The sequence below is a fragment of the Streptomyces sp. NPDC044061 genome (assembly GCF_056434305.1).
Map to the genome: position 1 here is coordinate 134,813 of NZ_JBWKFL010000001.1, position 23,940 is coordinate 158,752.

A 23,940-nucleotide genomic window follows, 5' to 3' on the forward strand; every position below is an offset into this window, starting at 1 on the left:
GGTGCCCCCCCCCCCCCCCCCCCTCCCCTCCCCCCCCCCCCCCCCCCCCCCCCCCCCCCCCCCCCCCCCCCCCCCCCCCCCCCCCCCCCCGGGCCCGGGTATGACGAGCGCGGCCCCGGCCAGGACGGTGACGGACAGGGCACGAGCGGTGCGGCGCATGTGGCGGGCTCCTCGGCGGTACGGCGGAGACGACGACCGGCGCTGCGGCCGCGGGACACGGCTGTCGTGCCCCGGGGCCTGTCCGGCAGGCCCTCGCTGCCATGACAGCCCGTCGGGCGCCGCACCGCGCGCGGCCGGACCCCATTCGCGGGACGCGAACGGCCTAACGGGTGACCCCGGGACGCGGTCGCCGAGCGTCCCGCGACGGACGCCGCCGGCCCGGTGCGCAGGTTTTCCACACCCCGTGCCGGTGACTCGGTAGGTGCTGACCGGATCGTTCGCTTCGCACTGCACCGGGGAGGTCCCTCCATGAGCATCAAGGTCTCCGACCACATCCTCGAACGCCTGCGCGCCTGGGGCGTTGAACAGGTCTTCGCCTATCCCGGGGACGGCATCAACGGGCTGCTCGCCGCCTGGGGGCGGGCCGAGGACCAGCCGCGCTTCATCCAGTCACGGCACGAGGAGATGTCCGCCTTCGAGGCAGTCGGCTACGCGAAGTTCAGCGGCCGGCTCGGGGTGTGCGCGGCGACCTCCGGACCGGGCGCGATCCACCTGCTGAACGGCCTGTACGACGCCAAGCTGGACCATGTGCCGGTGCTCGCGATCGTGGGCCAGACGAACCGGACCGCGATGGGCGGCTCCTACCAGCAGGAGGTGGACCTGCACACGCTGTTCAAGGACGTCGCCTCGGAGTTCGTCGAGACGGTGATGGTGCCCGAGCAGCTGCCCAACGTGCTGGACCGGGCGATCCGCACGGCCTACGCCCGGCGCTGCCCGACCGCGCTGATCATCCCCGGCGATGTGCAGGAGCTGGAGTACTCGGCGCCGACGCACGAGTTCAAGATGGTGCCCTCCAGCCTGGGCATGAGCGACTACACGGCGGTCCCGTCGGACGAGGCGCTGCGCCGGGCGGCGGACGTGCTGAACGCCGGCGACAAGCCGGCCATCCTGGTCGGCCAGGGTGCCGCGGGGGCGGTCGTGGAGGTGCAGGAGATCGCCGAGCTGCTCGGCGCGGGCGTCGCGAAGGCGCTGCTCGGCAAGGACGTCCTCAGCGACGAGCTGCCGTACGTCACCGGGCCGATCGGGCTGCTGGGCAGCAGGCCGTCGTACGAGCTGATGCGGGACTGCGACACGCTGCTGACCATCGGCTCCTCGTTCCCGTACACGCAGTTCATGCCGGACTTCGGCAAGGCGCGCGCGGTGCAGATCGACATCGACCCGCACATGGTCGGCATGCGCTACCCCTACGAGGTGAACCTCGTCGGCGACGCGCGATCGACCCTGCGGCGGCTGATCCCGCTGCTGGAGACCGACCGCGGCGGACGCGAGTGGTACGACACCGTGTGCGCGAACGTGAAACGCTGGCACGACACGATGGAGCGGCGGGCCGGCCTGGCGGCCGACCCGATCAACCCCGAGTACGTGACCCGGGCGCTGGACCCGCTGCTGCCGGACAACGCGATCCTGACCTCCGACTCCGGTTCCGTCGCGAACTGGTACGCCCGGCACATCACCATGCGGCCGGGCATGCGCGGCTCGCTCTCCGGGACGCTGGCGACGATGGGCCCGGGGGTGCCGTACGCGATCGGCGCGAAGTTCGCGCACCCGGACCGGCCGGTGATCGCGCTGGTCGGCGACGGCGCGATGCAGATGAACGGCCTCGCGGAGATGATCACCGCGGCCAAGTACCGGGACCGCTGGTCGGATCCCCGGCTGGTGGTGGGCGTGTGGAACAACCGGGACCTCAACCAGGTGACCTGGGAGATGCGCGCGATGGAGGGCTCTCCCTCCTTCCTGCCGTCCCAGGAGATCCCGGACGTGCAGTACGCGGCGTTCGCCCGTTCGCTGGGACTGACCGGGGTCCGGGTGGAGAAGCCCGAGGACGTCGAGGCGGGCTGGCGGGCGGCCCTGGACGCCGACGGACCGGCCGTGATCGAGTTCCTCACCGACCCGGCCGTGCCGCCGATCCCGCCGCACGCCACCTGGGAGCAGATGGAGGCGACCGCCGCGTCGATCCTCAAGGGCGACGCGGACCGCGGCTCGATGATCAAGCAGGGGCTGAAGGCGAAGGTGCAGGAGTTCCTGCCGAGCCGGGACAAGCGCCACTGACGAAAGGCCGGGCCACGGCCACGGTCAGGTCGTCAGTCTTTCCCAGGGGGTGATTCCCCAACGCATCGTGTGGTGCGCCCCCGGTTCAAGGGCGACGACCGAGTCACCGGTCGCGAAGGCGTTGGGCGGGCACGACATCGGTTCGACGGCGACCGCACGACGCCGCTCCGCTTCCGGGAGCGTGTCGCCGGTGTAGATCTGCAGGTAGTTCGTGCCTTCGCCGAGCCAGAGATCCGTGCCGTGCCCGCCGGAGGGGTGAGCGAGGCGGACCACCGCCCGTCCGTGCGCGTCTCGCCGCAGAGAGCCGAACGGTGTGTCCAGTGGCTCGCCGCCGACGGCCCGTGCGGTACGGAAGTCGTAGGGCGTGCCGGAAACCGGCTCCTGCGCCACCGGAAGGCCCGTCTCGTCGGTGCGCAGCCAGGTATCGGCCGGCACGGTCAGCAGCGCCTCGTCGATCGTCGCGGTGCCGACGGTGAGGTAGGGGTGCTGGCCGATGCCGTACGGCGCGGCGTCCTCCCCTTGGTTCCACGAGGTCACAGCCACCTCCAGGCCCTCGTCGCCCAGGGCGTACTCCGCCCGGACCCGGAGGTGGAACGGGTAGCCCGGCTGCGGCCACACACGGGTCTCGAGCACGGCCCGGTTCCCGTCCGACTCGGTCACTTGCCATGAGGTCCAGCGGAGGAGTCCGTGGATGGCGTTCCCGTGCTCCGGCTCGGTCAGGGGCAGTTGCAGGTTCTGCGTGCCCCATCGATAGCGTCCGCCGCTGATGCGGTTCGGCCAGGGCACGAGGATCTGGCCGCGACCTCCGGTGATCCGGTCCCCGGCGCCGAACCCGTCGAGCACCTGCCGGTCTCCCACGGCGTAGGACCGCAGTCCCGCGCCGAGTTCCACCACGACCGCGACATGGTCCCGGTGTCGCAGTGTCACCTGACGTCCGGACCGGCTCTCGTACACGTGTCGAGAGTGCGAGCAGTCGGTGGGCGGAGCAAGCGGGACACGCACCGTCTGCCGAACTCACCCACCGGAGTCGCCCGATCATCGGCATCGTCTCGCTCACCGAGGCACCCGCGGGTTGCCCGGAGTGCGGGGGATGTGCTCGCGGAATAGGCTTTCGAGAGGAACGACAGGTTCTCTGGGCGGTTCTCCAGGGAACGCCAATCGCCTTGTCGGCGAAGATGATTTCTCTCTGCGGAGACCCGACGAGCGCCGTGCTCCCCCTCGCATCCCCCAGGGGCGGGAAGAGCCGCATCCTTGATCTCGCGAGGCCGGCCCCGCGCTTCGCGCGCCGGCGCGGCACCGGCTTCCGGGTCCGCAGTTCCCTGTGGAGGTCGGGATGCGAGTTGTCGTTGATCTTTCCCGATGCGAGGGGTACGCGCAGTGCGCGTTCCTGGCTCCGGACGCGTTCCGGATGCACGGCGAGGAAGCGCTGATGTACGACCCGAGCCCCGACGACGCCCGGCGCGAACAGGTGCTGCGCGCCGCGGCGGCCTGCCCGGTCCAGGCGATCCTGGTCGACCAGCTGGAGGGACGGGACGTACCGGCGGAGGCGTCGACGTCATGACCAGTGCCGACACGCTGCGCGCGTTCAAGCGTGACGGCCGGATCGTGGTCGTCGGGGCGTCACTGGCGGGGCTGCGGGCCGCGGAGGCGCTGCGCGCCGAGGGCTTCACCGGATCATTGACCATGATCGGTGACGAGTCGGCCGAGCCCTACGACCGGCCACCTCTGTCCAAGCAGGTACTGACCGGGTGGATACCGGCCGACGGCACCACGCTGCCGCGGCGTCGTGACATCGATGCGGAGTGGCTGCTGGGCGTGCCCGCCAGTGGACTGGACCTGGCGGCCAATCAGGTGCGGCTGGCCGACGGGCGCGAGGTTCCCTTCGACCGGGTGCTGATCTCCACCGGGGTGCGGGCCCGCCCCTGGTTCGTCGAGAGCGAGGCAGCTCTGGACGGCGTGTTCGTCGTGCGTACGCGCGAGCACGCCGAGGGTCTGCAGCGGGCCCTCGCCGACGGGCCTTCCCGCGTCCTGGTCATCGGGGCGGGATTCACCGGCTCCGAGATCGCCTCCATCTGCCGCGAACGCGACATCCCGGTGACCGTCGCCGAACTCGCGCCGGCCCCCCTGGTCGGAGCGCTCGGCGCCATGATCGGTGAGATCGCGTCGGACATGCAGCGCGCTCACGGTGTCGACCTGCGCTGCGGTGTCAAGGTCACCCGGCTCGAGGGCGACGCGCAGGGGCACTTCCGCCGCGCTCACTTCGACGACGGCAGCACGATCGACGCCGACGTGGCGGTGGTGGCACTCGGGGGCATCCGCAACACCGAGTGGCTGCGGGGCTCCGGGCTGGCGGCCGGTGTCTGGGGAATCGCCTGTGACACGGGGTGCCGGGCCCTCACCCTCGACGGCCTGATCACCGACGACGTCTTCGCCGCCGGAGACGTGGCGCGCTGCCCGAATCCGGTCTACGAGTACCGGCTCATCTCGCTCGAGCACTGGGCCAACGCCGTGGAGCAGGCCGAGGTCGCCGCGCACAACATGGTCAGCGGCCAGGCGGACCGCTGGCCCCACCTGTCCGTCCCGGCTTTCTGGTCCATCCAGTTCGGCGTCAACATCAAGTCCGTCGGCGTACCGACCTTCGCCGACGAGGTCGTCGTCACCCAGGGGTCGGTGTCCGACCACCGCTTCGTGGCCGCGTACGGCTATCGAGGCCGTGTCACCGCGGCGGTGAGCTTCAACAACGCCAAGTGGCTAGACCACTACCGCCAGTTGATCGAGACGGCCGCTCCCTTCCCGCCGCCGAACCCCACGCCGGACCAGCCCGTCGACATGAAGCCGGTGCCCGTCGACTTCCCCGGCCCCCAACTGCTCGCCCAAGGCGCCACTGTGGTCGTCACCGGACACGACCCGGGTGAGCGGCGCGTCACGGCCGCTTACCAGCACCACCGGTAGGAGGGAGAGCGAGATGACCACGACCCGGACACCCGACACGCTGCACCGGATCCTCGACTACTCCTCCCGGGCCGACCCCTACCCGCTGTACGCAGAGCTGCGCGAGACGCCGGTGGCCCGGCAGGAGGACGGCAGCTACGTCATCAGCACCTATCGCGAGCTCGCAGACATACTGCACAACCCGCACCTGAGCTCCGACGTCCGCAATCTGTCGCATCCGATGCCCACAGCCGCGGGAGCGACCACGCCGTCGTTCATCAACATCGACCCGCCCGAGCACGACCGCCTGCGGCGCATGGCGATGCGCCACTTCGGCCCCCCGCACACCCCGGGGCTGGTGACCGGCCTGGAGCCCGACCTGACCGCCACCGTCGGCGGTCTGATCGACGACTTCGCGGGCAAGGAGCAGATCGACGTCGTCGACGACTTCGCCTACCCGTTCCCCGTCACCGTGATCTGCCACCTGCTCGGCGTGCCGCGCGAGGACGAACCGAGGTTCCGCGTGTGGGTGAACGACATCATCGAATCGATCGACTACGACCCGAAGACCGACCCGAAGGAAAAACTGGACAACGGGCTGCAGGCCCGCAAGGACCTGGAGCGATACCTCGGCGGGCTGCTGGAGCAACGCCACGGCCGGTCGGGTGACGACCTGCTGACACGGATGGCCAACGACGACGGGCCGGACGGGCGGATGGCCGACGACGACATCGTCGCCACCGCCCACCTGCTGCTGATAGCCGGCCACGAGACCACCGTCAACCTCATCACCAACGGCATGCTGACCCTGCTGCGCCACCCACAGGTGCTGCAGCGCCTGCGCGACGAACCGGGCCTGGTGGTGGCGCTGGTCGAGGAACTGCTCCGCTACGAGCCCCCGGTGCACATCATTCCCTGGCGGGCGGCGTACAGCGACATCACCGTCGCCGACACCGTCATCCCCAGGGGAGCGCAGATCATGCTGATGCTGGCGTCGGGCAGCCGCGATCCGAGCCGCTTCCACGAGCCCGACCGCTTCGACCCCGACCGGCGGGACAACCAGCACCTCGGCTTCGGCAGCGGCATCCACCTGTGCTTCGGCGGCCCGATGGCCCGGCTGGAAACCCAGATCGCCCTGACCGAGCTGGTACGCCGCCTCGACCGGCCCAAACTGGTCGCGGACCCGCCGCCGTACCGGCGCAGCCCCGTGCTTCGCGGTCCGATCCATCTGCACATCGAACAGGGCGACGGTTGACACGACAGTGACGGCATTCCGGACTCCTTCGCCTCGTCCGACGCGAAAGGCCGGTTTCCGGCCGTCGGATCCGGTGTCGGCCCTCGGGGCGCCGGGTACGCGGTGCGGACCCCGAGGAACTCCGAGGGGACCTCGAAACCCCCCGAGGAAGTGGAGGGAGACATGCAGCGAGGCAGTGACCGGCTGAACGTCCACCGGGACGACGAGATGAAGCACGAGCTGAAGGGGCTGCTCCGATCCGGGCACCCCACGCGCGTCGAGGAGTGGCACGATCCGGAGCCGGCCGCCGACGACGACCCGGAGGTCTGGAGCGGGCCGGTGGGCGGCCTGGGATCGCCGGCGTCCCTGGAACGGGTGCGGCTGGAGCTGGCCCGGAACCTGGGCCGGCACGCGTTCCCGGCGACCGCCGCGGAGGTGGCCCGGACCCTGCGCCGCGGCAACGCGCCCGGCACGCTCGTCGACGCGGTGGCCCGGCTGCCGCGCTCCGAGCGCTACACCAACGTCCAGCAGCTGGCCGAGGCGCTGGCGGGCGGCGAGTGAGCCGGGGCCAGGCCGCGGAGATCGCCGCGACAGGCACCACCGTCGACGTCGGGGAGGCCACCACTCGGTTTCTGCTGTACGGGCTGCTGCCCGGCTGGTTCGCGCCCGGTCTGGCGGACTGGGCGCTGCACCGGCGTACCCGGATCGAGGACACGGCGGGGACGAAGGAGTCCCTGATCCACTCCCTGATGATGGCCGAGGTGGGCGTGCCGATCGCACTGACCCTGCGCTACGAGGTCAACCCGTTGCTGCTGACCGTGCAGCTCGGCGCGGCGGCGGTGCACGAGGCGACGGCACTGTGGGACGTCCGCACCGCCGTGGACAGCGACCGCGAGGTCAAGCCGCTGGAGCAGCACATCCACAGCTTTCTGGAGGCACTGCCGTTCGGCGCGCTGATCTCGCTGATGTGCCTGCACTCCGACCAGGTGCGGTCGCTGCTGCGGCGCGGGGGCGGTGATGCGGACGCCTGGCGCCTGGTGCCGCGCCGGCGCCCGCTGTCGCCCGGCTATCTGGCCGGCATCGGCCTCGCGATCGGCGCCTGCGTGCTCCTGCCGTACGGCGAGGAGCTGCTGCGCTGCCGGCGCGCGGCCGGGGCGAGGAAGCGGCGTGCGCGGCCGGGAAGGCCGCCGGGCGCGCCGGGGAAGGAAAGTGAGAAGTCATGCGAATCGCGTTTCTGGTGGCACCCGAGGGCGTCGAGCAGGTCGAGCTGACCGAGCCGTGGAAGGCGGCCGAATCGGCCGGCCACGAGCCGGTGCTGGTGTCGACGCGGTCGGGGAAGATCCAGGCGTTCAACCATCTCGACAAGGCGGACACGTTCCCGGTGGACGAGGTGGTCGGTGAGGCGTCGGCGAAGGCGTTCGGCGGGCTGGTCCTGCCGGGCGGGGTGGCCAATCCGGACTTTCTGCGGATGGACGAGAAGGCCGTGGCGTTCGTCAAGGACTTCTTCGAACAGGGCCGCCCGGTCGCCGCGATCTGCCACGCACCGTGGACGCTGGTGGAGGCCGACGTCGTACGGGGGCGGGTGCTGACGTCGTGGCCGAGCCTGCGCACGGACATCCGCAACGCGGGCGGCACCTGGGTGGACGAGCGGGTGAAGATCTGCGACCACGGCTCCAACCAGCTCGTCACCAGCCGTAAACCGGATGATCTCAAGGCGTTCTGCGACACGTTCGTGCACGTGTTCGCGGGGGAGCCGGGCTGACCGACCGGCCCGCACCCTGCCGGGGCCGGCCCGCGGTGACGCGGGCCGGCCCTTTGCGTGGGGTCGCCTCAGGTGCCCGGAGTCGCCGCCTCGCCGCAGCCACGCTCACGGGCGCCCTCGCGGGTGCGGCCCGCGCTGACCAGCCGGCGCGGGTTGCGGCGCAGGTACTCGCCCTCGAGCTGCGCCATGCGCTCGTTGTGGGCCCGCAGCGCGTCGTTCGAGCCGTACAGGAGGGTGTCGTGGCGCGTGCGGTGGATCGTCTCCAGCTCTTTCATGAGCTGCTGGTCGTCCAGTCGGCTGGGGTCGACTCCGGTCATGGTGTTCCCCGCTCGTCGTGTTCGTGTATGCGGTTCGGGTACCCGCCCGGCATGCACTGCCCCCGAGCGTTTTCCGGGAGGGAGCCATGGAGCTCGCGTTCCTGAACCCACTGTACGAACATCCCGGTCCCTGGGCCTCCGCATAACCTCGGCACCGGGCGCGGACGGCGGCACGTGCCGCCGTCGTGACCCCGGCGGGGCTACCGGGCCCGTTCCACGCGGCGTTCGTCCCAGACGGGCTCCGGTGTCTCGCGGACCCGGCCGTCGCTGCCGAAGACCAGGAAGCGGTCGAAGGAGCGGGCGAACCAGCGGTCGTGGGTGACCGCGAGGACCGTGCCGTCGAAGGCCTCCAGACCCTCCTGGAGGGCCTCGGCGGACTCCAGGTCGAGGTTGTCGGTCGGTTCGTCCAGCAGCAGTGCGGTGGCCCCCTGGAGTTCCAGCAGCAGGATCTGGAAGCGGGCCTGCTGGCCGCCGGAGAGCCGGTCGAAGTGCTGTTCGGCCTGGCCGGTCAGCTCGTAGCGGCGCAGCCGGGACATGGCCGCGCCCCGGTCCTGGGAGTGCTCCTTCCACAGGATGTCGAGCAGGGTACGGCCCCGCAGCTCGGGGTGGGCATGGGTCTGGGCGAAGTGGCCGGGAACGACCCGCGCGCCGAGCTTCCACGCCCCGCTGTGCGCCACCTCCTCGCCAGCCAGCAGCCGCAGGAAGTGCGACTTGCCCGAGCCGTTGGAGCCGAGGACGGCGACCCGTTCGCCGTAGAAGACCTCCAGGTCGAAGGGCTGCATCAGGCCGGTCAGTTCCAGGCCCGCGCAGGTGACGGCCCGCACGCCGGTGCGGCCGCCCTTCAGGCGCATGGTGATGTCCTGCTCGCGCGGCGGCTCGGGCGGCGGGCCCACCTCCTCGAACTTGCGCAGGCGGGTCTGTGCGGCCTGGTAGCGGGAGGCCATCTCGTGGCTGACGGCGGCGGCCTGGCGCAGATTCAGTACGAGCTTCTTCAGCTGGGCGTGCTTCTCGTCCCAGCGGCGGCGCAACTCCTCGAAGCGGGCGAAGCGTTCGCGGCGGGCCTCGTGGTAGGTGGCGAAGCCGGCGCCGTGCACCCAGGCGTCGGCGCCGGCCGGGCCGGGCTCCACGGAGACGATCTTCTCGGCGGCGCGGGCGAGGAGTTCACGGTCGTGGGAGACGAACAGGACCGTCTTGCGGGTCTCCCGCAGCTGCTGTTCCAGCCACCGCTTGCCGGGGACGTCCAGGTAGTTGTCCGGCTCGTCGAGCAGCAGCACCTCGTCGGTGCCGCGCAGCAGCGCCTCCAGGACGAGGCGTTTCTGCTCGCCGCCGGAGAGGGTGCGCACCTGCCGCCACTGCGCCCGCTCGTAGGGCATGCCGAGCGCTGCCGTGGTGCACATGTCCCACAGGGTCTCGGCCTCGTAGCCGCGTGCCTCCGCCCAGTCGGAGAGGGCCTGGGCGTATCGCAGCTGGGCCGCCTCGTCGTCGACCGTCATGATGGCGTGCTCGGCCGCGTCCACGGCTGCCGCCGCCTCCCGGATGCGGGGCGGGGCGGCTGAGACGAGCAGGTCGCGTACGGTCGTCTCGTCCCGTACGGAGCCCACGAACTGGCGCATCACGCCGAGGCCGCCGCTGACGGTGACCGTGCCGCCGTGCGGTTTCAGCTCCCCGGAGATCAGCCGGAGCAGGGTGGTCTTGCCCGCGCCGTTGGGGCCGACCAGGGCGACGGCGGCGCCCTCGCCGACCCGGAAGGAGACATCGCCGAGCAGCGTCCTCCCGTCGGGGAGGTGGTACTCGAGGTGCGCGGCTTCCAGATGTCCCATGGGGAGGCATTCTGTGCGGAGCCTGCGAGTGTGGGCAAACGCTTATCCGGCCGCGTCCACCGGTTCGCCCGCCGGGCCGCCCTCCCCCGCCGGTACGACGGTGGCACCCTCCCAGGACAGCGCCTTCCACCCGTCGCCCGGCGACCCCTCCAGGACCACCACGCCGGTGTTGCTCAGCGGGCGGGCGGCGGCGAAGGCCACGTCGACGTTGGCGGCGCGGGCGGCGGTCCACATGCGGACGGCGGCGCCGTGGCTGATCATGGCGACGGCGGCCGCGCCGCTCGCGGCGGCCTCGGCGACGACGGCGTCGTACCGGGTCAGGGCCTCCTCGCCGCTCTCCCCGCCGGGAATCCTGAGCGCGGGGTCACCGGCCGCCCACGCGAACACCGTGCGCATGTACAGCCGGCCCTCCGGGGAGTCGCCGGGCCGCATCTCAAGGTCGCCCGCGGACACCTCGCGGATGCCGGCGCGGACCAGCACCTCCAGGCCGCGGACGGCGGCCAGCGGGGCGGCGGTGAGCCGGGTGCGCAGCAGGGGTGAGGCGTAGACGGCCTCGATGTCCTCGTCGGCGAGCGCCTCGGGCAGGGCGGCGGCCTGCCGCTCGCCGAGCGGGGTCAGGCCCGGTCCCGGTGCGCCGGTGTCCAGCAGATGGTGCAGGTTGGACGGGGTCTGGCCGTGGCGGACGAGGAGCAGGCGCATCCGGGGTTCCTCCCGGGTCGGGTCAGGCCTTCGGCGTACACGGGCACAAGAAATGCCTGCTTCAGGGTAACCGCACCCCATGAGCCCAGACGTCGACCTGACCGCTGTCCCGAAGACCGGCCGGCGCACCCTGCGATGGCTGCTCGACGCCGACGCCCGGCTGTTCGAGACGGCCGCCGCACGGCACTGGCCCGGTGCCGAGCGGGTGCTGCCGCGGCTGAGCCGGAGCGCGAACCACGGGGTGCTGTGGTTCGCGGCCGCGGCCGCGATCGCCGCCAGCCGTACCCCGCGGGCCCGGCGGGCCGCCGTCCGCGGCATCGCCTCCCTGAGCCTGGCCTCCCTGACCATCAACACGCTCGGCAAGCGGTCGGTGCGCCGTGCCCGCCCGGTGCTGGATCCGGTGCCGCTGACCCGGCAGCTGAAGCGGCAGCCGATCACCACGTCCTTCCCCTCGGGTCACTCCGCCTCGGCCGCCGCCTTCGCGACCGGCGTGGCCCTGGAGTCGCCGGCCTGGGGAGCGGTGGTGGCGCCCGTGGCGTTCTCCGTGGCCATGTCCCGGGTCTACACGGGCGTGCACTTCCCGAGTGACGTGCTCGCTGGGGCGGCGCTGGGCGCGGGGGCGGCGTTCGCCGTCCGGGGCCTGGTGCCGACCCGCGCCCAGGTCACCCCGCCGCCGCGGCCGCGGGCCCGGGTGGCGGCGCTGCCCGAGGGCGACGGCCTGGTGGTCGTCGCCAACCGTGCTTCGGGCAGCTCCGACCGGGTGCGGATCCTGCGGGAGGCGCTGCCCGGGGCCGAGGTCCTGGAGTGCGAACCCGAGGACGTGCCGGCCGAGCTGGAGAAGGCGGCCGCGCGGGCGCGGGCGCTCGGGGTGTGCGGGGGCGACGGGACGGTGAACGCGGCGGCCGCGGTCGCGCTGCGGCACGAACTGCCGCTGGCGGTGCTGCCCGGAGGCACGCTCAACCACTTCGCCTACGACCTGCGTCTGGAGGACGAGCGCAAGGCGGCCGACGCCGTTCGCCGGGGCGAGGCGGTCCGGGTGGACGTTGGCCGGTTCGCCGTCGGCGACCTGGAGGGCATCTTCCTCAACACCTTCAGCCTGGGCGTCTACCCGGAGCTGGTGCGCGTACGGGAGCACTGGTCCTCCCGGATCGGCGGCTGGCCGGCCGGGGTGCTCGGCGCGCTGAAGGTGCTGCGGGCCGACCGGCATCCGCTGGAGGTCGTGCTCGGCGGGCGGCGCCGCCCGCTGTGGCTGCTGTTCGTGGGCAACGGTGTCTACCACCGGATGGGGCTCGCTCCGGGGCGCCGTACGGACCTGGCGGACGGGCTGCTGGACGTGCGGGTCGTGCACGGCAACCGCAAGCCCGCGCTGCGGCTGCTGGCAGCGGCGGCGGCCGGCCCGCTGACCCGCTCCCCGGCCCATGCGGCGGTGCAGCTGACCCGGCTGCGGCTGACCGGACTCGCCCCGGGGACGCCGCTGGCCTACGACGGCGAGGTCACCGAGGTCGGCGGTGACGTGCTGGTGGAGAAGCTGCCGGAGGCGCTGACGGTGTACCGGCCCCTCTCCTGAAGTATCCACATCCTGAAACGCGGGTCTCACATTCCGGCATGGGGGCGTACCGTTCGACGTACCGCGCCAGGGGGCCGCTCGGCCTCCCGGCCGGTCCGTCGACGAGGGGCGAAGGGGCACAGCCATGCCGAAAGCGCAGGAGACCGCCGTCTACACGCACGGGCACCACGAGTCGGTGCTGCGGTCGCACACCTGGCGGACCGCCGCCAACTCCGCGGCGTATCTGCTCGGTGTGCTCAAGCCCCACATGAGGATCCTGGACATCGGCTGCGGCCCGGGCACCATCACGGCCGACCTGGCGGAACTGGTGCCCGACGGCCATGTCAGCGGCGTCGACCACGCGCCCGGCATCCTGGACCGGGCCCGGGAGACCGCCGCCCGGCGGGGCCTGGCGAACGTGGACTTCGCGGTCGCCGACGTCCACGCCCTGGACTACCCGGACGACACGTTCTGCGTGGTCCACGCCCACCAGGTGCTCCAGCACGTAGGCGACCCGGTGCAGGCGCTGCGCGAAATGCACCGGGTGACGAGACCGGGCGGGTTCATCGCCGTCCGCGACGCCGACTACGCGGCGATGACCTGGTACCCGGCGGTGCCGGGCCTGGACGACTGGCTGGACCTGTACGAGCGCGTCGCCCGCGCCAACGGGGGCGAACCCGACGCCGGGCGCCGGCTGAAGGCCTGGGCGCTGGCCGCCGGCCTGAGCGATGTCACCGCCACCACGAGCACCTGGACGTTCGCCACACCCGAGGAGCGGGCCTGGTGGAGCGGCCTGTGGGCGGACCGCACCCTCGCCTCGGCGTACGCCGGGCGGGCCACCGAGGGCGGCCACGCGACACCGGAACTCCTGCGGGCGGTGTCCGGGGCGTGGCGCGACTGGGGTCGGCGCGAGGACGGCTGGTTCGCGGTGCTGCACGGGGAGATCCTGTGCCGCAAGGCGGCCTGAGCCCCTGAGCCGGGCTCCGGCTCGTTCGCGGGACGGCGGCGGTCGTCGGCGGGGATGCAGGAAGCAGCGGTCACTCGCGGGGAAGCAGCGGTCCCAGCGGCCCGAGGTCCAGGTTCAGGTCCTCGGGCCGCAGGCCGTAGCGCTCGCGCAGCTCCGCCATCCGCTCCTCCAGGAGCATCAGGGTGAGCCCGATCCGCTCCTCCTGCTCCTCGGTCAGCTCGCCGGTGTCGAAGCGGCGCACCGCCTGCCGCTCCATCAGCTGCCGCAGCAGCTCCACCACGGTGAGAACGAGTTTCACCAGATCGCGCTCGACCGTGTCGGGTTCCAGGTCGAGCCGGTTGCGGCCCGTCCGGTGTGTCGTCATCGGGGCTCCCCGATCCCCGGCCGGGCGGCGGGCAGCAGCTCGAAGGGCGAGGGAACCGACTCGTTCACCGAACTGATCAGCGCGTTCAGGTCGATGCGCACGAGGTCGACGTCCGCGATCCGCAACGTGATGTCGCCGGTGATGACGACCCCGCCGGCCAGCAGCCGGTCGAGCAGGTCGACCAGGGCGATCTCACGGCGTTCGACGACGGTCACGCTTCCTCCCCGCTGAACGAGTAGGCGGCCCAGGGGCCGGTGAGTTCGACACGGATTCCCGGCACCTCGTCCTTCGTACGGTCCACCATCTCCACGAACTCCTCGGAGTCCGCGCGGCGCACCAGATAGGCGGCGTTGAGCAGGTTCCGGCCCGGCAGGCCGGACAGCGCGGAGTTCTGCGGCGGGTGCAGCCGGGAATCCTCCGCGCGCGCGGAGAGCCGCTCGTGCAGCCGTTGGGCGAACGTCTCGGCGGTGCGCCATTTCTCCTCGTGCGCGTGCGTCGACTCACGCCGCCGGCGCAGATAGTCCCGCCCGCTGGCGGGTCGCGCCGCCGCGGACGGGGCGGCGGGTTCGGTGACCTCGCCCTGCTCGCTCTCCAGGTACACCTTCACGCCCCACTCGACCCGGCCCTCCAGCCGGCCGAGGATGCGCCGGAAGTCGTCCTCGCGGGCCTCGATCATCGTGCGCACCCCGCTGTCGTCCCGGAAGACCGTCGCGAGCCGGAGGGGCAGCGGGGTGGTGACGGTGGTGAGCGCGTCGATCACGCCCTGATGGGCACGGGCGGTGGCGGACAGCCAGTCGAGGTCCTCCAGGCGGGCCCGCAGCGCCTCCTCGCAGAAGTCGCTCTCCGGGACCGTGCTGACGACCGCGACCAGCCCGTGGTGGTGCAGCAGCGCGGGCGGAGCGCCCCCGATGCCCGTCAGCTCGGCCTGCAGGGGCGCACCGAGGGGGTGGCAGACGGCGTAGACGTACCGCAGTCCGGTCATGGGGCCTCCTTCGGCACACTGCCGGGTGCCAGCTCCTCGAGACGCGTCAGCCGTTCCCTGAGTTCGGCGTTCTCCCGGGTGAGCGCGTCCTGGCGGGCGCGCGAGGAGAGGGCGGGGTCGGTCTCCCACCAGTCAATGCCCATCTCCTTGGCCTTGTCGACCGAGGCGATGATGAGCCGGAGCTTGACGGTGAGCAGCTCGATGTCGAGGAGGTTGATCCTGATGTCGCCCGCGATCACGATGCCCTTGTCGAGCACGCGCTCCAGGATGTCGGCGAGGTTGGCACCGCTGCTGTGGCCGTAGGGCTCGGGAAACCGGCTGGACGGCTCGGGGAACCGGCTGGGGGTCGTCATCGACGGCTCCCGCCCCCGGCGTACTCGGGCTCCTCTTCCTCCTCGTACTCCTCGTCCTCGGCCGAGGCCTCCTCGCCGTAGGGCTCCTCGTCCTCGTCCTCTTCCTCTTCCTCCTCGTTCTCGTTCTCGTTCTCGTACTCTTCGCCCTCGGCCTCGCCTTCTTCGCCTTCTTCGCCCTCTTCTTCGTCCTCGTACGGCTCCTCGGCCTCCTCGCCCTCCTCCTCGGGCTCCTGGGACTCCTGCTCCTCCTCGGCGACCGCGTCCTCATGGCTGCGGACGACCTCGCCGTCGCGGATCTCACCGCGCCAGCCGTCCTCCGCCTCGCCCTTGAGCGTGATGAAGCGGGCGAAGTTCTTCAGGTCCAGGCGGACCCGGCGGCCCTGGGCGCGCCAGATGTTGCCGGTCTTCTCGAACAGGCCGCTCGGGTAGTACTCGATGACCAGCAGGACGCGGGTGAGGTTGTCCCCGAGCGAGTGGAAGGACACGACGCCCTTCGTACTGCCCTTGGCGCCCTCCGACGTCCACTGGATGCGGTAGTCGGGCAGCTGCTCGGTGGTGTGGGCCTTCCAGCTGCGGTTGGACCAGAAGATCTTCGCCTGCCAGTCCGACTGGGTGTCGTCGGCGCGGTTCGCGCTCTTGACGCCCTTGGCGAAGGTGCTGAAGTCCTGGTATTGCGTCCACTGGTCGTACGCCGTGCGCAGCGGCACGCCCACGTCGACGGACTCGATGATCACGGTGGGCTTGTTGCCCCCGCCGCCCTTGCGCTTGCCCTTGCCGCCCCCGAGGTTCTTCACCGCCTCCATCACGTTCTCCTTGGCGTGGGAGAAGCCGGCTCCCAGCATGGAGCGCAGCGGGCCCTGGCCCTCTGCGAGCCTGCGTCCGCCGTCGAGCGCCAGCTTCGCGAAGCCCGGGCTGTTGCCCTCGGCGATGTCGTTGAGCTTGACCGTGGTCTCCCCGAGCTTGCGGCCGAGGCCGGTCAGCAGCCGTTCGCCCTGTGCGGTCAGGTACTCCTGCACCTCCGCCTTCAGTCGGTCGGCGGCCTCGCTGTGGGCGAGATCGGTCACCGGGTTGTTCTTGGCGGCGCCCGTGGCCTTGCCGGCCGCGGACGTCGCGGATCCGAGAGTCTCCGACGTCATCGGTCATCGCCGCCCTTCGACCGCCGGGACCGGCCGCCACGGCTGCCGCCGCCGGCCGCGGCCGTCTTCTTCGCGGCCGCCTTGCGGGCCGCCGCCGTCTTCTTGGCCGGAGCCTTCGAGGCCGCCTTCTTGGCGGAGGGCTTCTTCGGCGGGGCCTTGTCGGCCGCCTTCTTGCGGGGCCGCTCCTCCTGACGGGCCTCGGAGGTGGCCTCGTCGTCGCCGTTGTCGTCCCGGCCGTCGTCCCGCGGCTCCTCCGCCGAGTCGTCGGAGCCGCCGCCGGGCACCACCCCGGAGAGCCGGTCGCGCACCTCGGTGGTACGGCCGTGCAGCCGGTCGGCGAGCGCGTTCATCTGCCGCTCGGCCATGGCCCCGGACGCGGCCTTGCCGACACCCCGCAGGTCCTCGCGCAGCTGGTCGCCTATCTCCTTGAACTGCGGGTTGTCCCGCAGCTGCTGCTGCACCAGCTCGCCCAGGGCGCGCGGGCCCAGGTTCAGCTTCTTGCCCGCCACCAGGGAGCCGACCGCCAGGGCCATTTTCATTTTCTTCGTGCGTCCCAGCAGGTATCCGGCCCCTACCGCGAGGCCGAGTGTCGTTCGATTCATGATGCCGTCCCGTCGCCAGTGGATTGGCCGGAGCGCATGCCGATCTCCAGCCGGTCGAGCAGTTCGTCCTCGAGCCGGTCGAACTCCTCCTCAGTGATCTCGCCCGCCTCCAGCTGCTCTTCGAGGCGGGCGAGTTCGGCCCGTACGGTGGCGGGGTCGTAGTAGATCCGTTCCGCCTCGTGGAGCACCTGTCTGATCGCCCACGCGCTGCCGCGCACGGGTGCGAACGGCAGGAGCAGCACCTCGCTGATCAGTCCCACGGTGTTCTCCTTCCGTTCGGGCCCGTCCGCTACTGCGCGTCGGCGGCGCCGCCGGCCGCGCTGCTCGCGGGCTCGGCGGGGCCGGGCTCGACGAAGCTGTACGGCGGCAGCGGTCCATTGACGTGCAGCTCGAGATGGGCGTGGCTCTTGCGCACCTGCTCGACGGCGGCCAGGAAGTACTCGGCGGAGCCCCGGTCGACCAGGAACGAGACGTTGAGCAGCCAGCCGGTGGACTCGGGGCCCACACTCACGGCGGCGGCCGCGGGGGACAGCAGGCTCTGGACCTCGGTGGCGTCCTCGGCCTCCTTGGCCTTGACGGCGGCCGCGACCATCTCGCCCAGGCGGATCTTGTCCTCGTAACTGCCGCCGCCGGAAAGGCGGTTGGCCTCGGCGAGGGAGCGCAGCTCCGCGCCCTCGGCCATCACGAGGTGCAGGACGGCCTCTTCGACATGGCTGGCCTTGACGTTGTACTCGACCTTGCCGTCCAGCTCCCGCAGTCGCTCCCGGTAGTGCTCCGCGCGCTCGGTGAGCACCTGGGTGACGGCGTCGTCGTCGGTCGCGACGCTGCCGAAGCGCATCGGGAGCACACAGCCGCCCGCGCCGGTCTCGGCGAGCACGTTCTGGTGCGCGAGCAGGTCCCTGCGCTTGGGGCGCAGATCCTCGGGGGCGTCACTGACCACGGCCGACAGCTCACCGGCCGTGAGCACACGCACCGTGAGGGGCGTCTCGCCCACGCCGGTCATGCCCTCCGGGAGCGCCGGGTGGGAACGTGCGGTGATCCCGTAGACGTACGTACTCACTCCTGCTCCTCCTTCCGGCGGGCCGTGGACTTGCGCGGACGCGGCCGCTCCTCGGCCTGGCCCTCGTCACGGGCCTGCTTGAAGGCGTCGGACACGGTCTGCGCGGCGCCGGACAGGGCGCCCTTGGACTTCCCGCGCGCGCCGGACTCGGTGACTTCACCGACGATCTCGGGCAGGCCCGGGCTCTTGCGCGGCCCGGCCTCGAGGTCGAGGCGGTTGCACGCCTCGGCGAAGCGCAGGTAGGTGTCGACGCTGGCCACGACGACCCGGACGTCGATCTTCAGGATCTCGATGCCGACGAGGGAGACACGCACGAAGGCGTCGATGACGAGCCCCCTGTCGAGTACGAGCTCGAGGACGTCGTAGAGGCCGCTGCTGCCGCCTCCGCCGCCGGTCTGCTGTGCCGGTACAACGGTCATGCCGGCTGCTCCTCCTTGTGAACGGTCTGATGCGCTGTGTGTCCGGGAACGCGGTCCGCGGGCGGGCGGCTTATCGGCCGCCCGGACTGCGCGCGTCGGCCCGCCCGCGCTCGTACCGGCGAACGCGCCGGTACCCGGTGAGCTGCCCCTCCGGGTCGAGGTCGACCTGGTAACTCCCCATCAGGCTCATCGTGTCCGGCACCCGGGCGAGTTCGAGGACCTCCACCTCGAGCGTCCATCCGTCCTCGGACTGCTCGAAGGAGGACACCGACTCCGGGGCGAGACCGGTGAGTTCGGCGAGTTGGGTGCGCGCCTGGCGCAGCACCTCCATGGGGGTGGGCCGCTGCTCCGCGTCCTTCTCCGTCTTGTGGTGGGACTCCTTCGTGCTCTGGGGGTCCCGTGATTCTTGTGACTGTGTGGTGTCGTCTTGTGACTCTGATGTGTTCCTTGTGTTCGACATGGCCACCTCTCCCTGCGGGTGGCCGCTCCTTCCTTGGCCAAACCTTTGTGGGGGCATGCATCCGGCACGCGGTGCGTTCGAGGTGGTCAGCGGGGTGGCGGGATCAGCCGCGCAGCTCGGCGAGCCGGCGCCGGGCGGGTCCGAGGGCGCGGCCTCGGACCGGCAGGCCGGACCAGGGGTCGGTGTGGGCCTGGTCGACGGCGTCGGCGATGGTCCAGCGGCGCGCGTCCAGGCCGGACTCGTCCAGCTGTTCCCAGGTCAGCGGCACGGCCACGGGGGCGCCGGGCAGGGCGCGGACGGTGTAGGGGGCGACAGCCGTCTGCGCGTAGGCGTTGCGCTGCACGTCGAGGTAGAGGCGGTCGCCGCGTTCGCTCTTGCGGGCCGCGGTGGTCAGCCGGTCGGGGTCCGCCGCCTCGGCGAACTCGGCGACCTCGCGGGCGAAGCCGCGTACGTCGTCGAAGTCGTGGCGTCCGTCGAGCGGGACGACGAGGTGGAGCCCGCGCGAGCCGGTGGTCATCGGCGCGCTGGGCAGGCCCAGCTCGTCCAGCAGCTCGTGGAGCCGTACGGCGGCCCGCCGGACGGCGGCGAAGTCGTCGCCGGGAGGGTCGAGGTCGAGGACGAGCCGGTCGGGGTGGTCCGGGCCGGCGGCCCGGTCGGTGCGGGAGAGCCAGCGGTGCAGGGTGACGCAGGCCTGGTCGGCGAGGTACAGCAGGGTGGCGGTGTCGTCGCACACGACGTGCGTCACCGTGCCGCCCTCCTTGGCGACCTCGGCCCGGGTGATCCAGTCCGGATAGTGCTCCGGGGTGTTCTTCTGCATGAAGCGGGGACCGTCGAGGCCGTCCGGGTGGCGCTCCAGCATCAGCGGGCGGCCCCGCAGCTGCGGCAGCAGGTACGGCGCCACGGAGTGGTAGTAGTCGGCGAGGTCGCCCTTGGTGAACTCCTTGGCGTCCCCGCCGCCCGGGAAGAGCACCTTCCCGGGCCGCTGGATCTCCACCGTGCGGCGGCCCGCGCGTATCGTCCGCGTGCCGTCGCCAGGGTCCTTGGTCATCCCACGACCGCCTCCTCGACCAGGAGCTTCGCCGCGGCCGCGATGCCCGCGGCGTCGATGCCGGCCGCGTGCAGCTGCTCGTCGGGCGCGGCCGAGCCCGGCATGGTGCGCACCGCGAGCCGGACCAGGCGCGGCACGGGGCGGCCGTCGCCGAACGCCTCCGCGACCGCGTCGCCGAGGCCGCCCTCCTCGTGGTGGTCCTCGACGGTCATCAGACAGCCGGTCTCCTCTGCGGCCCGGCGCAGGGTCTCGGCGTCGACGGGCTTGACGGAGTACAGGTCGACCACCCGGACCCGGATTCCCTGCTGCTCGAGCCGGTCGGCGGCGGCCAGCGCCTCGTGCACGGTGACCCCGGCCGCGACGACCGTCAGCCGGTCCTCCTCGCTGGAGCGCAGCACCTTGCTGCCGCCGACCGGGAACTCCTCCTCCGGGCCGTAGATCACCGGGCTCTTGCCGCGCGAGGTGCGCAGATAGCGGATGCCGTCGAGTCCGGCCATGCCCGCGACCAGCCGGGTGGTCTGGTTGGCGTCGCACGGGTAGAGCACGGTCGAGCCGTACACGGACCGGAACATCGCCAGGTCCTCCAGGCCCATCTGCGAGGGCCCGTCCTGGCCGATCTCGACGCCCGCGTGCGAGCCGACCAGGTTGAGCCCGGCACCGCTGATCGACGCCATTCGCACGAAGTCGTGGGCGCGGCTGAAGAAGGCGGCGAAGGTCGCGGCGTACGGCACCCAGCCGCGCGTCGCCATACCGACGGCCGCCGCGACGAGCTGCTGTTCGGCGATGTAGCACTCGAAGAAGCGGTCGGGGTGCTCCTTGGCGAACATCTCGGTGCGGGTGGAGTCGCCGACCTCGCCGTCCAGCGCCACCACGTCGCCGCGGGCGGTGCCGAGCGCGGCGAGCGCCTTGCCGAAGGCGTCCCGGGTGGCGACCTCCTCGCCCCGGTCGAAGCGCGGCAGCTGGATGACCTCGGTGGTGACGGAGCGGAGGGCAGCGGCGGCGGGCGGCTCTCCGACGTGGATCCGCAGCTCACGCGGGCCGCCGAGTTCGGCGATGGCCTCCTCGGCCTCGGGCAGGGGCTTGCCGTGCAGGCCCTCGCGGTCCTCGACCGCGGCGACGCCCTTGCCCTTGAGGGTGCGGGCGAGGATCACCGTGGGCTGCCCGGTCGTCGACAGCGCCTCGCCGTACGCACGGTCGATCTTGTCGATGTCGTGCCCGTCGATCTCGATGGTGTGCCAGCCGAAGGCCTGGAAGCGGCGGGCGTAGGCGTCCAGGTCGTGGCCGTGCCGGGTGGGCCCGCGCTGGCCGAGCCGGTTGACGTCCACGATCGCGACGAGGTTGTCCAGGTGCTCGTACGAGGCGTGTTCGGCGGCCTCCCACACCGAGCCCTCGGCCAGCTCGCTGTCCCCGCACAGCACCCACACGCGGTAGCCGACGCGGTCCAGCCGCTTTCCGGCGAGGGCGATGCCGACACCGACCGGCAGACCTTGGCCGAGCGAACCGGTGGCCGTCTCCACCCAGGGCAGCCTGCGCGGGGTCGGGTGCCCTTCGAGGCGGCTGCCGAGCTTGCGGAAGGTGATCAGCTCACCGTCCTCGACGGCGCCGGCCGCCTTGTAGGCGGCGTACAGCAGGGGCGAGGCGTGTCCCTTGGACAGCACGAAGCGGTCGTTGGCGGGGTGTTCGGGGCGCTCGAAGTCGTAGCGGAGGTGGTTCGCGAGCAGGACGGCCATGAGATCGGCGGCGGACATCGAGGAGGTCGGGTGCCCGGATCCCGCCGCGGCGGCGGCCCGCACGCTGTCCACGCGCAACTGCTGGCCGAATTCGGTGAGTTCGTCGGTGTTCATATGTCTCCTTCTGCCAAGTCGGTGGAGTTCCGGTGGTCCCCGGGGTCCGGCGCGTCGCCGCGCGCCACGGGGCCCGGGGCGGGGTGGTCGGGGCGCCGGGTAGGTGGCCGCTTACCGGGCGGCTCACCGCCGGGCCCGCTCCCGGAGCGTTCGCCCGCCGCTCGTGGGCCGCCCGGCACGCGGGCGATCTCCGGTGACGCCGTGTCCAGGGGCACCGACCAGGACCGCACGAGGCCCAACTGCACGCCCTGGCGCGGGAGTACGGCGTCCAGCAGCCAGTCGGCGGCGACGCGGACACGGTTGCCGGGCAGCGCGGCCAGGTGGTAGCCGCGGGTGACCACGCCGGCCGGCAGGCCGGACAGCGGGATGCCGAGCGGGTTGGCGGCGGCCCGTACGCCACCGAGGTCGACGGCGAAGCCCAGGTCGCGGTGACGGTAGGCGCGCCGCCGCCGGCCCAGGCCGAGCGAGGCGGCCACGTTCTCGCCGGCCACCCTGCCCTGCCGCCAGGCGTGCTGGGCCGTCATCGGTGTGAAGGCGCCCGGGTGCTCCAGATCCGGCACGGCCGCCGCGTCGCCGCAGGCGAATACCTCGGCGCGGCCCGGCACCCGGAGATACGGGTCGACGATCAGCCGTCCCCGCTCCAGCGGCTGCGCGACGGCCTCGACCAGTGGATCGGGCCGGACCCCGACGCACCACACCAGGGTCCGCGACTCGACGAACTCGCCGTCGGTGAGCAGTACCCCGTCACCGGTGGCCTCCTTCACGGAGGTCCCCATCCGTACGTCGACGCCGCGCGCCCGCAGCACGCGGTCGGCGGTGCGGGAGAGCCGCTCGTCCATCTCCGGCAGTACCCGCGGCGCGATGTCGAGCAGCATCCAGCGCGGCCGTGCCGCACCGGGCAGGTGCCGGCGCGCGAGGCTGTCGGTGAGCATCTGCATCTGCGCGGCCACCTCGGTGCCGGTGTAGCCCGCGCCGACCACGACGAAGGTGCAGCGCGCGGCACGGTCTGCCGGGTCGTCGGAGGCGGCGGCCAGCTCCACCTGCCGGGTGACGTGGTCGCGCAGGTACAGCGCCTCGGGCAGACCCCGGAAACCGTGCGCGTGCTCGGCGACCCCGGGGATCGGCAGCAGTTTGTTGACGCTGCCGACGGCCAGCACCAGCCGGTCGTAGCCGAGGCGGCCGGTGCCGCCCTCGGGGTCGGTGTAGTGCACGGTGCGCCCGTCCAGGTCGACGCGGCCGGCCTCGCCGAGCACCAGCCGCACCCGGCGCAGGGTGCCGGGCAGCGACACGGTGACCCTGCGGGCCTCCAGGATCCCGGCGGACACCTGGGGCAGCAGGGGCAGGTACAGGAAGTAGTCGGTGGGGTTGAGCAGCGTGATGTGGGCTCGGCCCCGGGTCACGCGGGCGAGGGTGCGGGCAGCCCGGTACCCGGCGAAACCGGCGCCGACGATCACGACACGTGGTCGACTCACGGTGTGCCTCCGGCGGTGTGGCTCTCCCAGGTGTTCCGCGTAACCGGCGCCGGGCCACCCAAACGCCGTGCCGCTCACCCGGACGCCGTGCCGGGCCCGCGTTTCGCCCGATCCGCGGGGGTCACCCGGCCCGGGACCCCGGCAGTCCCGACCCCGACCGTTCGGTCGCGCGGATGGTTTCCCCCATGCCCGAGCACGGCTGCTTCCTGTCCTGCGAGGAGCACGGCCCGGCCGGACCGATCGAACAGGCCCGCATGGCCGAACAGGCCGGCTTCCAGGCGTTGTGGATCTCCGGCCACTGTCACCCGTGGAACGACGCGCAGGGGCGGATCCCGTTCGTCCGGTCGGTGATCGGCGCACTGTCGGAGCCGGTCTCACTGCCCATCGAGACGGCCGTGACCTGCCCGACCGTACGCATCCACCCGGCGGTGCCGGCGCAGGCCGCGGCGACCAGCGCGGTGCACGGGGGTCTTCGACTTCTACCGCTCGAAGGTGCTGCCGCGGTTCGGCGGGTAGGGCAGCTCGGCGGGTGGCCGAGGGGGGGGGGGGGGGGGGGGGGCGGGCCGCCGGGCGCGCAGGCGTGGGGCTCGTGGGGTGGGGGGGGGGGGTAGGTCGGATCCCAACGTACGGAGGGGGGGGTGGGGGGGGTTTGTGGA

At 72.4% G+C, this 23,940-nt stretch carries 25 protein-coding genes and 2 pseudogenes; 10 read left to right on the plus strand and 17 right to left on the minus strand.

Annotated features, from left to right (window positions below; all coding sequences use genetic code 11):
- The first annotated feature begins 468 nt into the window (after positions 1-468).
- Positions 469-2,268, plus strand: a complete 1,800-nt coding sequence (locus AC07CM_RS00595) for a thiamine pyrophosphate-requiring protein (protein ID WP_478874103.1) — start codon at positions 469-471, stop codon at positions 2,266-2,268.
- 24 nt (positions 2,269-2,292) lie between these two features.
- On the opposite strand, the gene AC07CM_RS00600 is transcribed toward AC07CM_RS00595, so the two are convergent.
- Positions 2,293-3,195 (minus strand): aldose 1-epimerase family protein, encoded by a 903-nt coding sequence (locus AC07CM_RS00600; protein ID WP_478874104.1) that lies wholly within the window; start codon positions 3,193-3,195, stop codon positions 2,293-2,295.
- Between the two features lie 406 nt (positions 3,196-3,601).
- On the opposite strand from AC07CM_RS00600, the gene AC07CM_RS00605 reads away from it, so the two are divergent.
- The 6 genes from AC07CM_RS00605 (at position 3,602) to AC07CM_RS00630 (ending at position 8,195) form a co-directional block, all read left to right on the plus strand.
- The gene (locus tag AC07CM_RS00605; RefSeq protein ID WP_478874105.1) at positions 3,602-3,829 is read left to right on the plus strand and encodes a ferredoxin; all 228 of its coding nucleotides are present in this window, start codon (positions 3,602-3,604) and stop codon (positions 3,827-3,829) included.
- Positions 3,826-5,220 carry an NAD(P)/FAD-dependent oxidoreductase gene (locus AC07CM_RS00610; protein WP_478874106.1) on the plus strand — a complete coding sequence of 465 codons (1,395 nt, stop codon included), beginning with the start codon at positions 3,826-3,828 and terminating at the stop codon, positions 5,218-5,220. The genes AC07CM_RS00605 and AC07CM_RS00610 overlap by 4 nt, the downstream gene beginning before the upstream one ends.
- A 13-nt stretch (positions 5,221-5,233) precedes the next feature.
- Positions 5,234-6,454 carry a cytochrome P450 gene (locus tag AC07CM_RS00615; RefSeq protein WP_478874107.1) on the plus strand — a complete coding sequence of 407 codons (1,221 nt, stop codon included), beginning with the start codon at positions 5,234-5,236 and terminating at the stop codon, positions 6,452-6,454.
- Positions 6,455-6,616: 162 nt separating this feature from the next.
- Positions 6,617-6,994 (plus strand): DUF2795 domain-containing protein, encoded by a 378-nt coding sequence (locus AC07CM_RS00620; RefSeq protein ID WP_478874108.1) that lies wholly within the window; start codon positions 6,617-6,619, stop codon positions 6,992-6,994.
- Positions 6,991-7,704 (plus strand): diguanylate cyclase, encoded by a 714-nt coding sequence (locus tag AC07CM_RS00625; protein ID WP_478874109.1) that lies wholly within the window; start codon positions 6,991-6,993, stop codon positions 7,702-7,704. The genes AC07CM_RS00620 and AC07CM_RS00625 overlap by 4 nt, the downstream gene beginning before the upstream one ends.
- The gene (locus tag AC07CM_RS00630; protein WP_478874110.1) at positions 7,653-8,195 is read left to right on the plus strand and encodes a type 1 glutamine amidotransferase domain-containing protein; all 543 of its coding nucleotides are present in this window, start codon (positions 7,653-7,655) and stop codon (positions 8,193-8,195) included. The genes AC07CM_RS00625 and AC07CM_RS00630 overlap by 52 nt, the downstream gene beginning before the upstream one ends.
- Positions 8,196-8,263: 68 nt before the next feature.
- Here the strand turns inward: AC07CM_RS00630 and AC07CM_RS00635 are convergent.
- The 3 genes and pseudogenes from AC07CM_RS00635 to AC07CM_RS00645 all read right to left on the minus strand — a co-directional run bounded on the left by AC07CM_RS00635 (position 8,264) and on the right by AC07CM_RS00645 (position 11,031).
- Positions 8,264-8,541 (minus strand): annotated as a pseudogene (locus AC07CM_RS00635) (DUF6158 family protein).
- A gap of 171 nt (positions 8,542-8,712) precedes the next feature.
- On the minus strand, positions 8,713-10,332 hold the full coding sequence (locus tag AC07CM_RS00640) for an ABC-F family ATP-binding cassette domain-containing protein (protein ID WP_478874111.1): 1,620 nt from the start codon (positions 10,330-10,332) through the stop codon (positions 8,713-8,715).
- Positions 10,333-10,374: 42 nt separating this feature from the next.
- Entirely contained in the window at positions 10,375-11,031 is a 657-nt protein-coding gene (locus AC07CM_RS00645) for a histidine phosphatase family protein (RefSeq protein ID WP_478874112.1), read from the minus strand.
- Between the two features lie 79 nt (positions 11,032-11,110).
- On the opposite strand from AC07CM_RS00645, the gene AC07CM_RS00650 reads away from it, so the two are divergent.
- Complete coding sequence (locus AC07CM_RS00650) at positions 11,111-12,598, plus strand: phosphatase PAP2 family protein (RefSeq protein WP_478874113.1); 1,488 nt, start codon at positions 11,111-11,113, stop codon at positions 12,596-12,598.
- Positions 12,599-12,722: 124 nt separating this feature from the next.
- Positions 12,723-13,544 (plus strand): class I SAM-dependent methyltransferase, encoded by an 822-nt coding sequence (locus AC07CM_RS00655; RefSeq protein ID WP_478874114.1) that lies wholly within the window; start codon positions 12,723-12,725, stop codon positions 13,542-13,544.
- A gap of 70 nt (positions 13,545-13,614) precedes the next feature.
- Here the strand turns inward: AC07CM_RS00655 and AC07CM_RS00660 are convergent, their stop codons facing one another.
- The 13 genes from AC07CM_RS00660 to AC07CM_RS00720 form a co-directional block, all read right to left on the minus strand.
- On the minus strand, positions 13,615-13,908 hold the full coding sequence (locus AC07CM_RS00660) for a gas vesicle protein K (protein WP_478874115.1): 294 nt from the start codon (positions 13,906-13,908) through the stop codon (positions 13,615-13,617).
- Positions 13,905-14,123, minus strand: coding sequence for a gas vesicle protein (locus AC07CM_RS00665; RefSeq protein ID WP_478874116.1), 219 nt, complete (start codon positions 14,121-14,123; stop codon positions 13,905-13,907). The genes AC07CM_RS00660 and AC07CM_RS00665 overlap by 4 nt, the downstream gene beginning before the upstream one ends.
- Positions 14,120-14,890 (minus strand): GvpL/GvpF family gas vesicle protein, encoded by a 771-nt coding sequence (locus AC07CM_RS00670; protein ID WP_478874117.1) that lies wholly within the window; start codon positions 14,888-14,890, stop codon positions 14,120-14,122. The genes AC07CM_RS00665 and AC07CM_RS00670 overlap by 4 nt, the downstream gene beginning before the upstream one ends.
- Complete coding sequence (locus AC07CM_RS00675) at positions 14,887-15,243, minus strand: gas vesicle protein (protein WP_478874118.1); 357 nt, start codon at positions 15,241-15,243, stop codon at positions 14,887-14,889. The genes AC07CM_RS00670 and AC07CM_RS00675 overlap by 4 nt, the downstream gene beginning before the upstream one ends.
- Positions 15,240-16,379, minus strand: a complete 1,140-nt coding sequence (locus AC07CM_RS00680) for an SRPBCC family protein (protein ID WP_478874119.1) — start codon at positions 16,377-16,379, stop codon at positions 15,240-15,242. The genes AC07CM_RS00675 and AC07CM_RS00680 overlap by 4 nt, the downstream gene beginning before the upstream one ends.
- Positions 16,376-16,981, minus strand: coding sequence for a DNA primase (locus AC07CM_RS00685; protein WP_478874120.1), 606 nt, complete (start codon positions 16,979-16,981; stop codon positions 16,376-16,378). The genes AC07CM_RS00680 and AC07CM_RS00685 overlap by 4 nt, the downstream gene beginning before the upstream one ends.
- Positions 16,978-17,241, minus strand: a complete 264-nt coding sequence (locus AC07CM_RS00690; RefSeq protein ID WP_478874121.1) for a gas vesicle protein GvpG — start codon at positions 17,239-17,241, stop codon at positions 16,978-16,980. The genes AC07CM_RS00685 and AC07CM_RS00690 overlap by 4 nt, the downstream gene beginning before the upstream one ends.
- A 29-nt stretch (positions 17,242-17,270) precedes the next feature.
- Entirely contained in the window at positions 17,271-18,041 is a 771-nt protein-coding gene (locus AC07CM_RS00695; RefSeq protein WP_478874122.1) for a GvpL/GvpF family gas vesicle protein, read from the minus strand.
- Positions 18,038-18,460 carry a gas vesicle structural protein GvpA gene (locus tag AC07CM_RS00700; RefSeq protein WP_478874123.1) on the minus strand — a complete coding sequence of 141 codons (423 nt, stop codon included), beginning with the start codon at positions 18,458-18,460 and terminating at the stop codon, positions 18,038-18,040. The genes AC07CM_RS00695 and AC07CM_RS00700 overlap by 4 nt, the downstream gene beginning before the upstream one ends.
- Before the next feature lie 70 nt (positions 18,461-18,530).
- On the minus strand, positions 18,531-18,920 hold the full coding sequence (locus AC07CM_RS00705; protein ID WP_478874124.1) for a gas vesicle protein GvpO: 390 nt from the start codon (positions 18,918-18,920) through the stop codon (positions 18,531-18,533).
- A gap of 103 nt (positions 18,921-19,023) precedes the next feature.
- Complete coding sequence (gene ligD / locus AC07CM_RS00710; protein ID WP_478874125.1) at positions 19,024-19,968, minus strand: non-homologous end-joining DNA ligase; 945 nt, start codon at positions 19,966-19,968, stop codon at positions 19,024-19,026.
- Entirely contained in the window at positions 19,965-21,812 is a 1,848-nt protein-coding gene (locus tag AC07CM_RS00715) for a transketolase (protein WP_478874126.1), read from the minus strand. The genes ligD and AC07CM_RS00715 overlap by 4 nt, the downstream gene beginning before the upstream one ends.
- On the minus strand, positions 21,809-23,284 hold the full coding sequence (locus AC07CM_RS00720; protein ID WP_478874127.1) for an NAD(P)/FAD-dependent oxidoreductase: 1,476 nt from the start codon (positions 23,282-23,284) through the stop codon (positions 21,809-21,811). Before AC07CM_RS00720 ends, AC07CM_RS00715 begins: the two co-directional genes overlap by 4 nt.
- 185 nt (positions 23,285-23,469) lie before the next feature.
- Between AC07CM_RS00720 and AC07CM_RS00725 the strand changes: the two are divergent.
- Positions 23,470-23,745 (plus strand): annotated as a pseudogene (locus AC07CM_RS00725) (LLM class F420-dependent oxidoreductase); the annotation flags it as partial.
- Positions 23,746-23,940 lie beyond the last annotated feature (195 nt).

What these genes read in the sequence shown, in the direction of transcription:
- AC07CM_RS00595 (WP_478874103.1), top strand. Translation starts at nt 469, where the DNA reads ATGAGCATCAAGGTCTCCGACCACATCCTCGAACGCCTGCGCGCCTGG.
- AC07CM_RS00605 (WP_478874105.1), top strand. Translation starts at nt 3,602, where the DNA reads ATGCGAGTTGTCGTTGATCTTTCCCGATGCGAGGGGTACGCGCAGTGC.
- AC07CM_RS00610 (WP_478874106.1), top strand. Translation starts at nt 3,826, where the DNA reads ATGACCAGTGCCGACACGCTGCGCGCGTTCAAGCGTGACGGCCGGATC.
- AC07CM_RS00615 (WP_478874107.1), top strand. Translation starts at nt 5,234, where the DNA reads ATGACCACGACCCGGACACCCGACACGCTGCACCGGATCCTCGACTAC.
- AC07CM_RS00620 (WP_478874108.1), top strand. Translation starts at nt 6,617, where the DNA reads ATGCAGCGAGGCAGTGACCGGCTGAACGTCCACCGGGACGACGAGATG.
- AC07CM_RS00630 (WP_478874110.1), top strand. Translation starts at nt 7,653, where the DNA reads ATGCGAATCGCGTTTCTGGTGGCACCCGAGGGCGTCGAGCAGGTCGAG.
- AC07CM_RS00640 (WP_478874111.1), bottom strand. Translation starts at nt 10,332, where the DNA reads ATGGGACATCTGGAAGCCGCGCACCTCGAGTACCACCTCCCCGACGGG.
- AC07CM_RS00645 (WP_478874112.1), bottom strand. Translation starts at nt 11,031, where the DNA reads ATGCGCCTGCTCCTCGTCCGCCACGGCCAGACCCCGTCCAACCTGCAC.
- AC07CM_RS00650 (WP_478874113.1), top strand. Translation starts at nt 11,111, where the DNA reads ATGAGCCCAGACGTCGACCTGACCGCTGTCCCGAAGACCGGCCGGCGC.
- AC07CM_RS00655 (WP_478874114.1), top strand. Translation starts at nt 12,723, where the DNA reads ATGCCGAAAGCGCAGGAGACCGCCGTCTACACGCACGGGCACCACGAG.
- AC07CM_RS00660 (WP_478874115.1), bottom strand. Translation starts at nt 13,908, where the DNA reads ATGACGACACACCGGACGGGCCGCAACCGGCTCGACCTGGAACCCGAC.
- AC07CM_RS00670 (WP_478874117.1), bottom strand. Translation starts at nt 14,890, where the DNA reads ATGACCGGACTGCGGTACGTCTACGCCGTCTGCCACCCCCTCGGTGCG.
- AC07CM_RS00675 (WP_478874118.1), bottom strand. Translation starts at nt 15,243, where the DNA reads ATGACGACCCCCAGCCGGTTCCCCGAGCCGTCCAGCCGGTTTCCCGAG.
- AC07CM_RS00680 (WP_478874119.1), bottom strand. Translation starts at nt 16,379, where the DNA reads ATGACGTCGGAGACTCTCGGATCCGCGACGTCCGCGGCCGGCAAGGCC.
- AC07CM_RS00685 (WP_478874120.1), bottom strand. Translation starts at nt 16,981, where the DNA reads ATGAATCGAACGACACTCGGCCTCGCGGTAGGGGCCGGATACCTGCTG.
- AC07CM_RS00700 (WP_478874123.1), bottom strand. Translation starts at nt 18,460, where the DNA reads ATGACCGTTGTACCGGCACAGCAGACCGGCGGCGGAGGCGGCAGCAGC.
- AC07CM_RS00705 (WP_478874124.1), bottom strand. Translation starts at nt 18,920, where the DNA reads ATGTCGAACACAAGGAACACATCAGAGTCACAAGACGACACCACACAG.
- ligD (WP_478874125.1), bottom strand. Translation starts at nt 19,968, where the DNA reads ATGACCAAGGACCCTGGCGACGGCACGCGGACGATACGCGCGGGCCGC.
- AC07CM_RS00715 (WP_478874126.1), bottom strand. Translation starts at nt 21,812, where the DNA reads ATGAACACCGACGAACTCACCGAATTCGGCCAGCAGTTGCGCGTGGAC.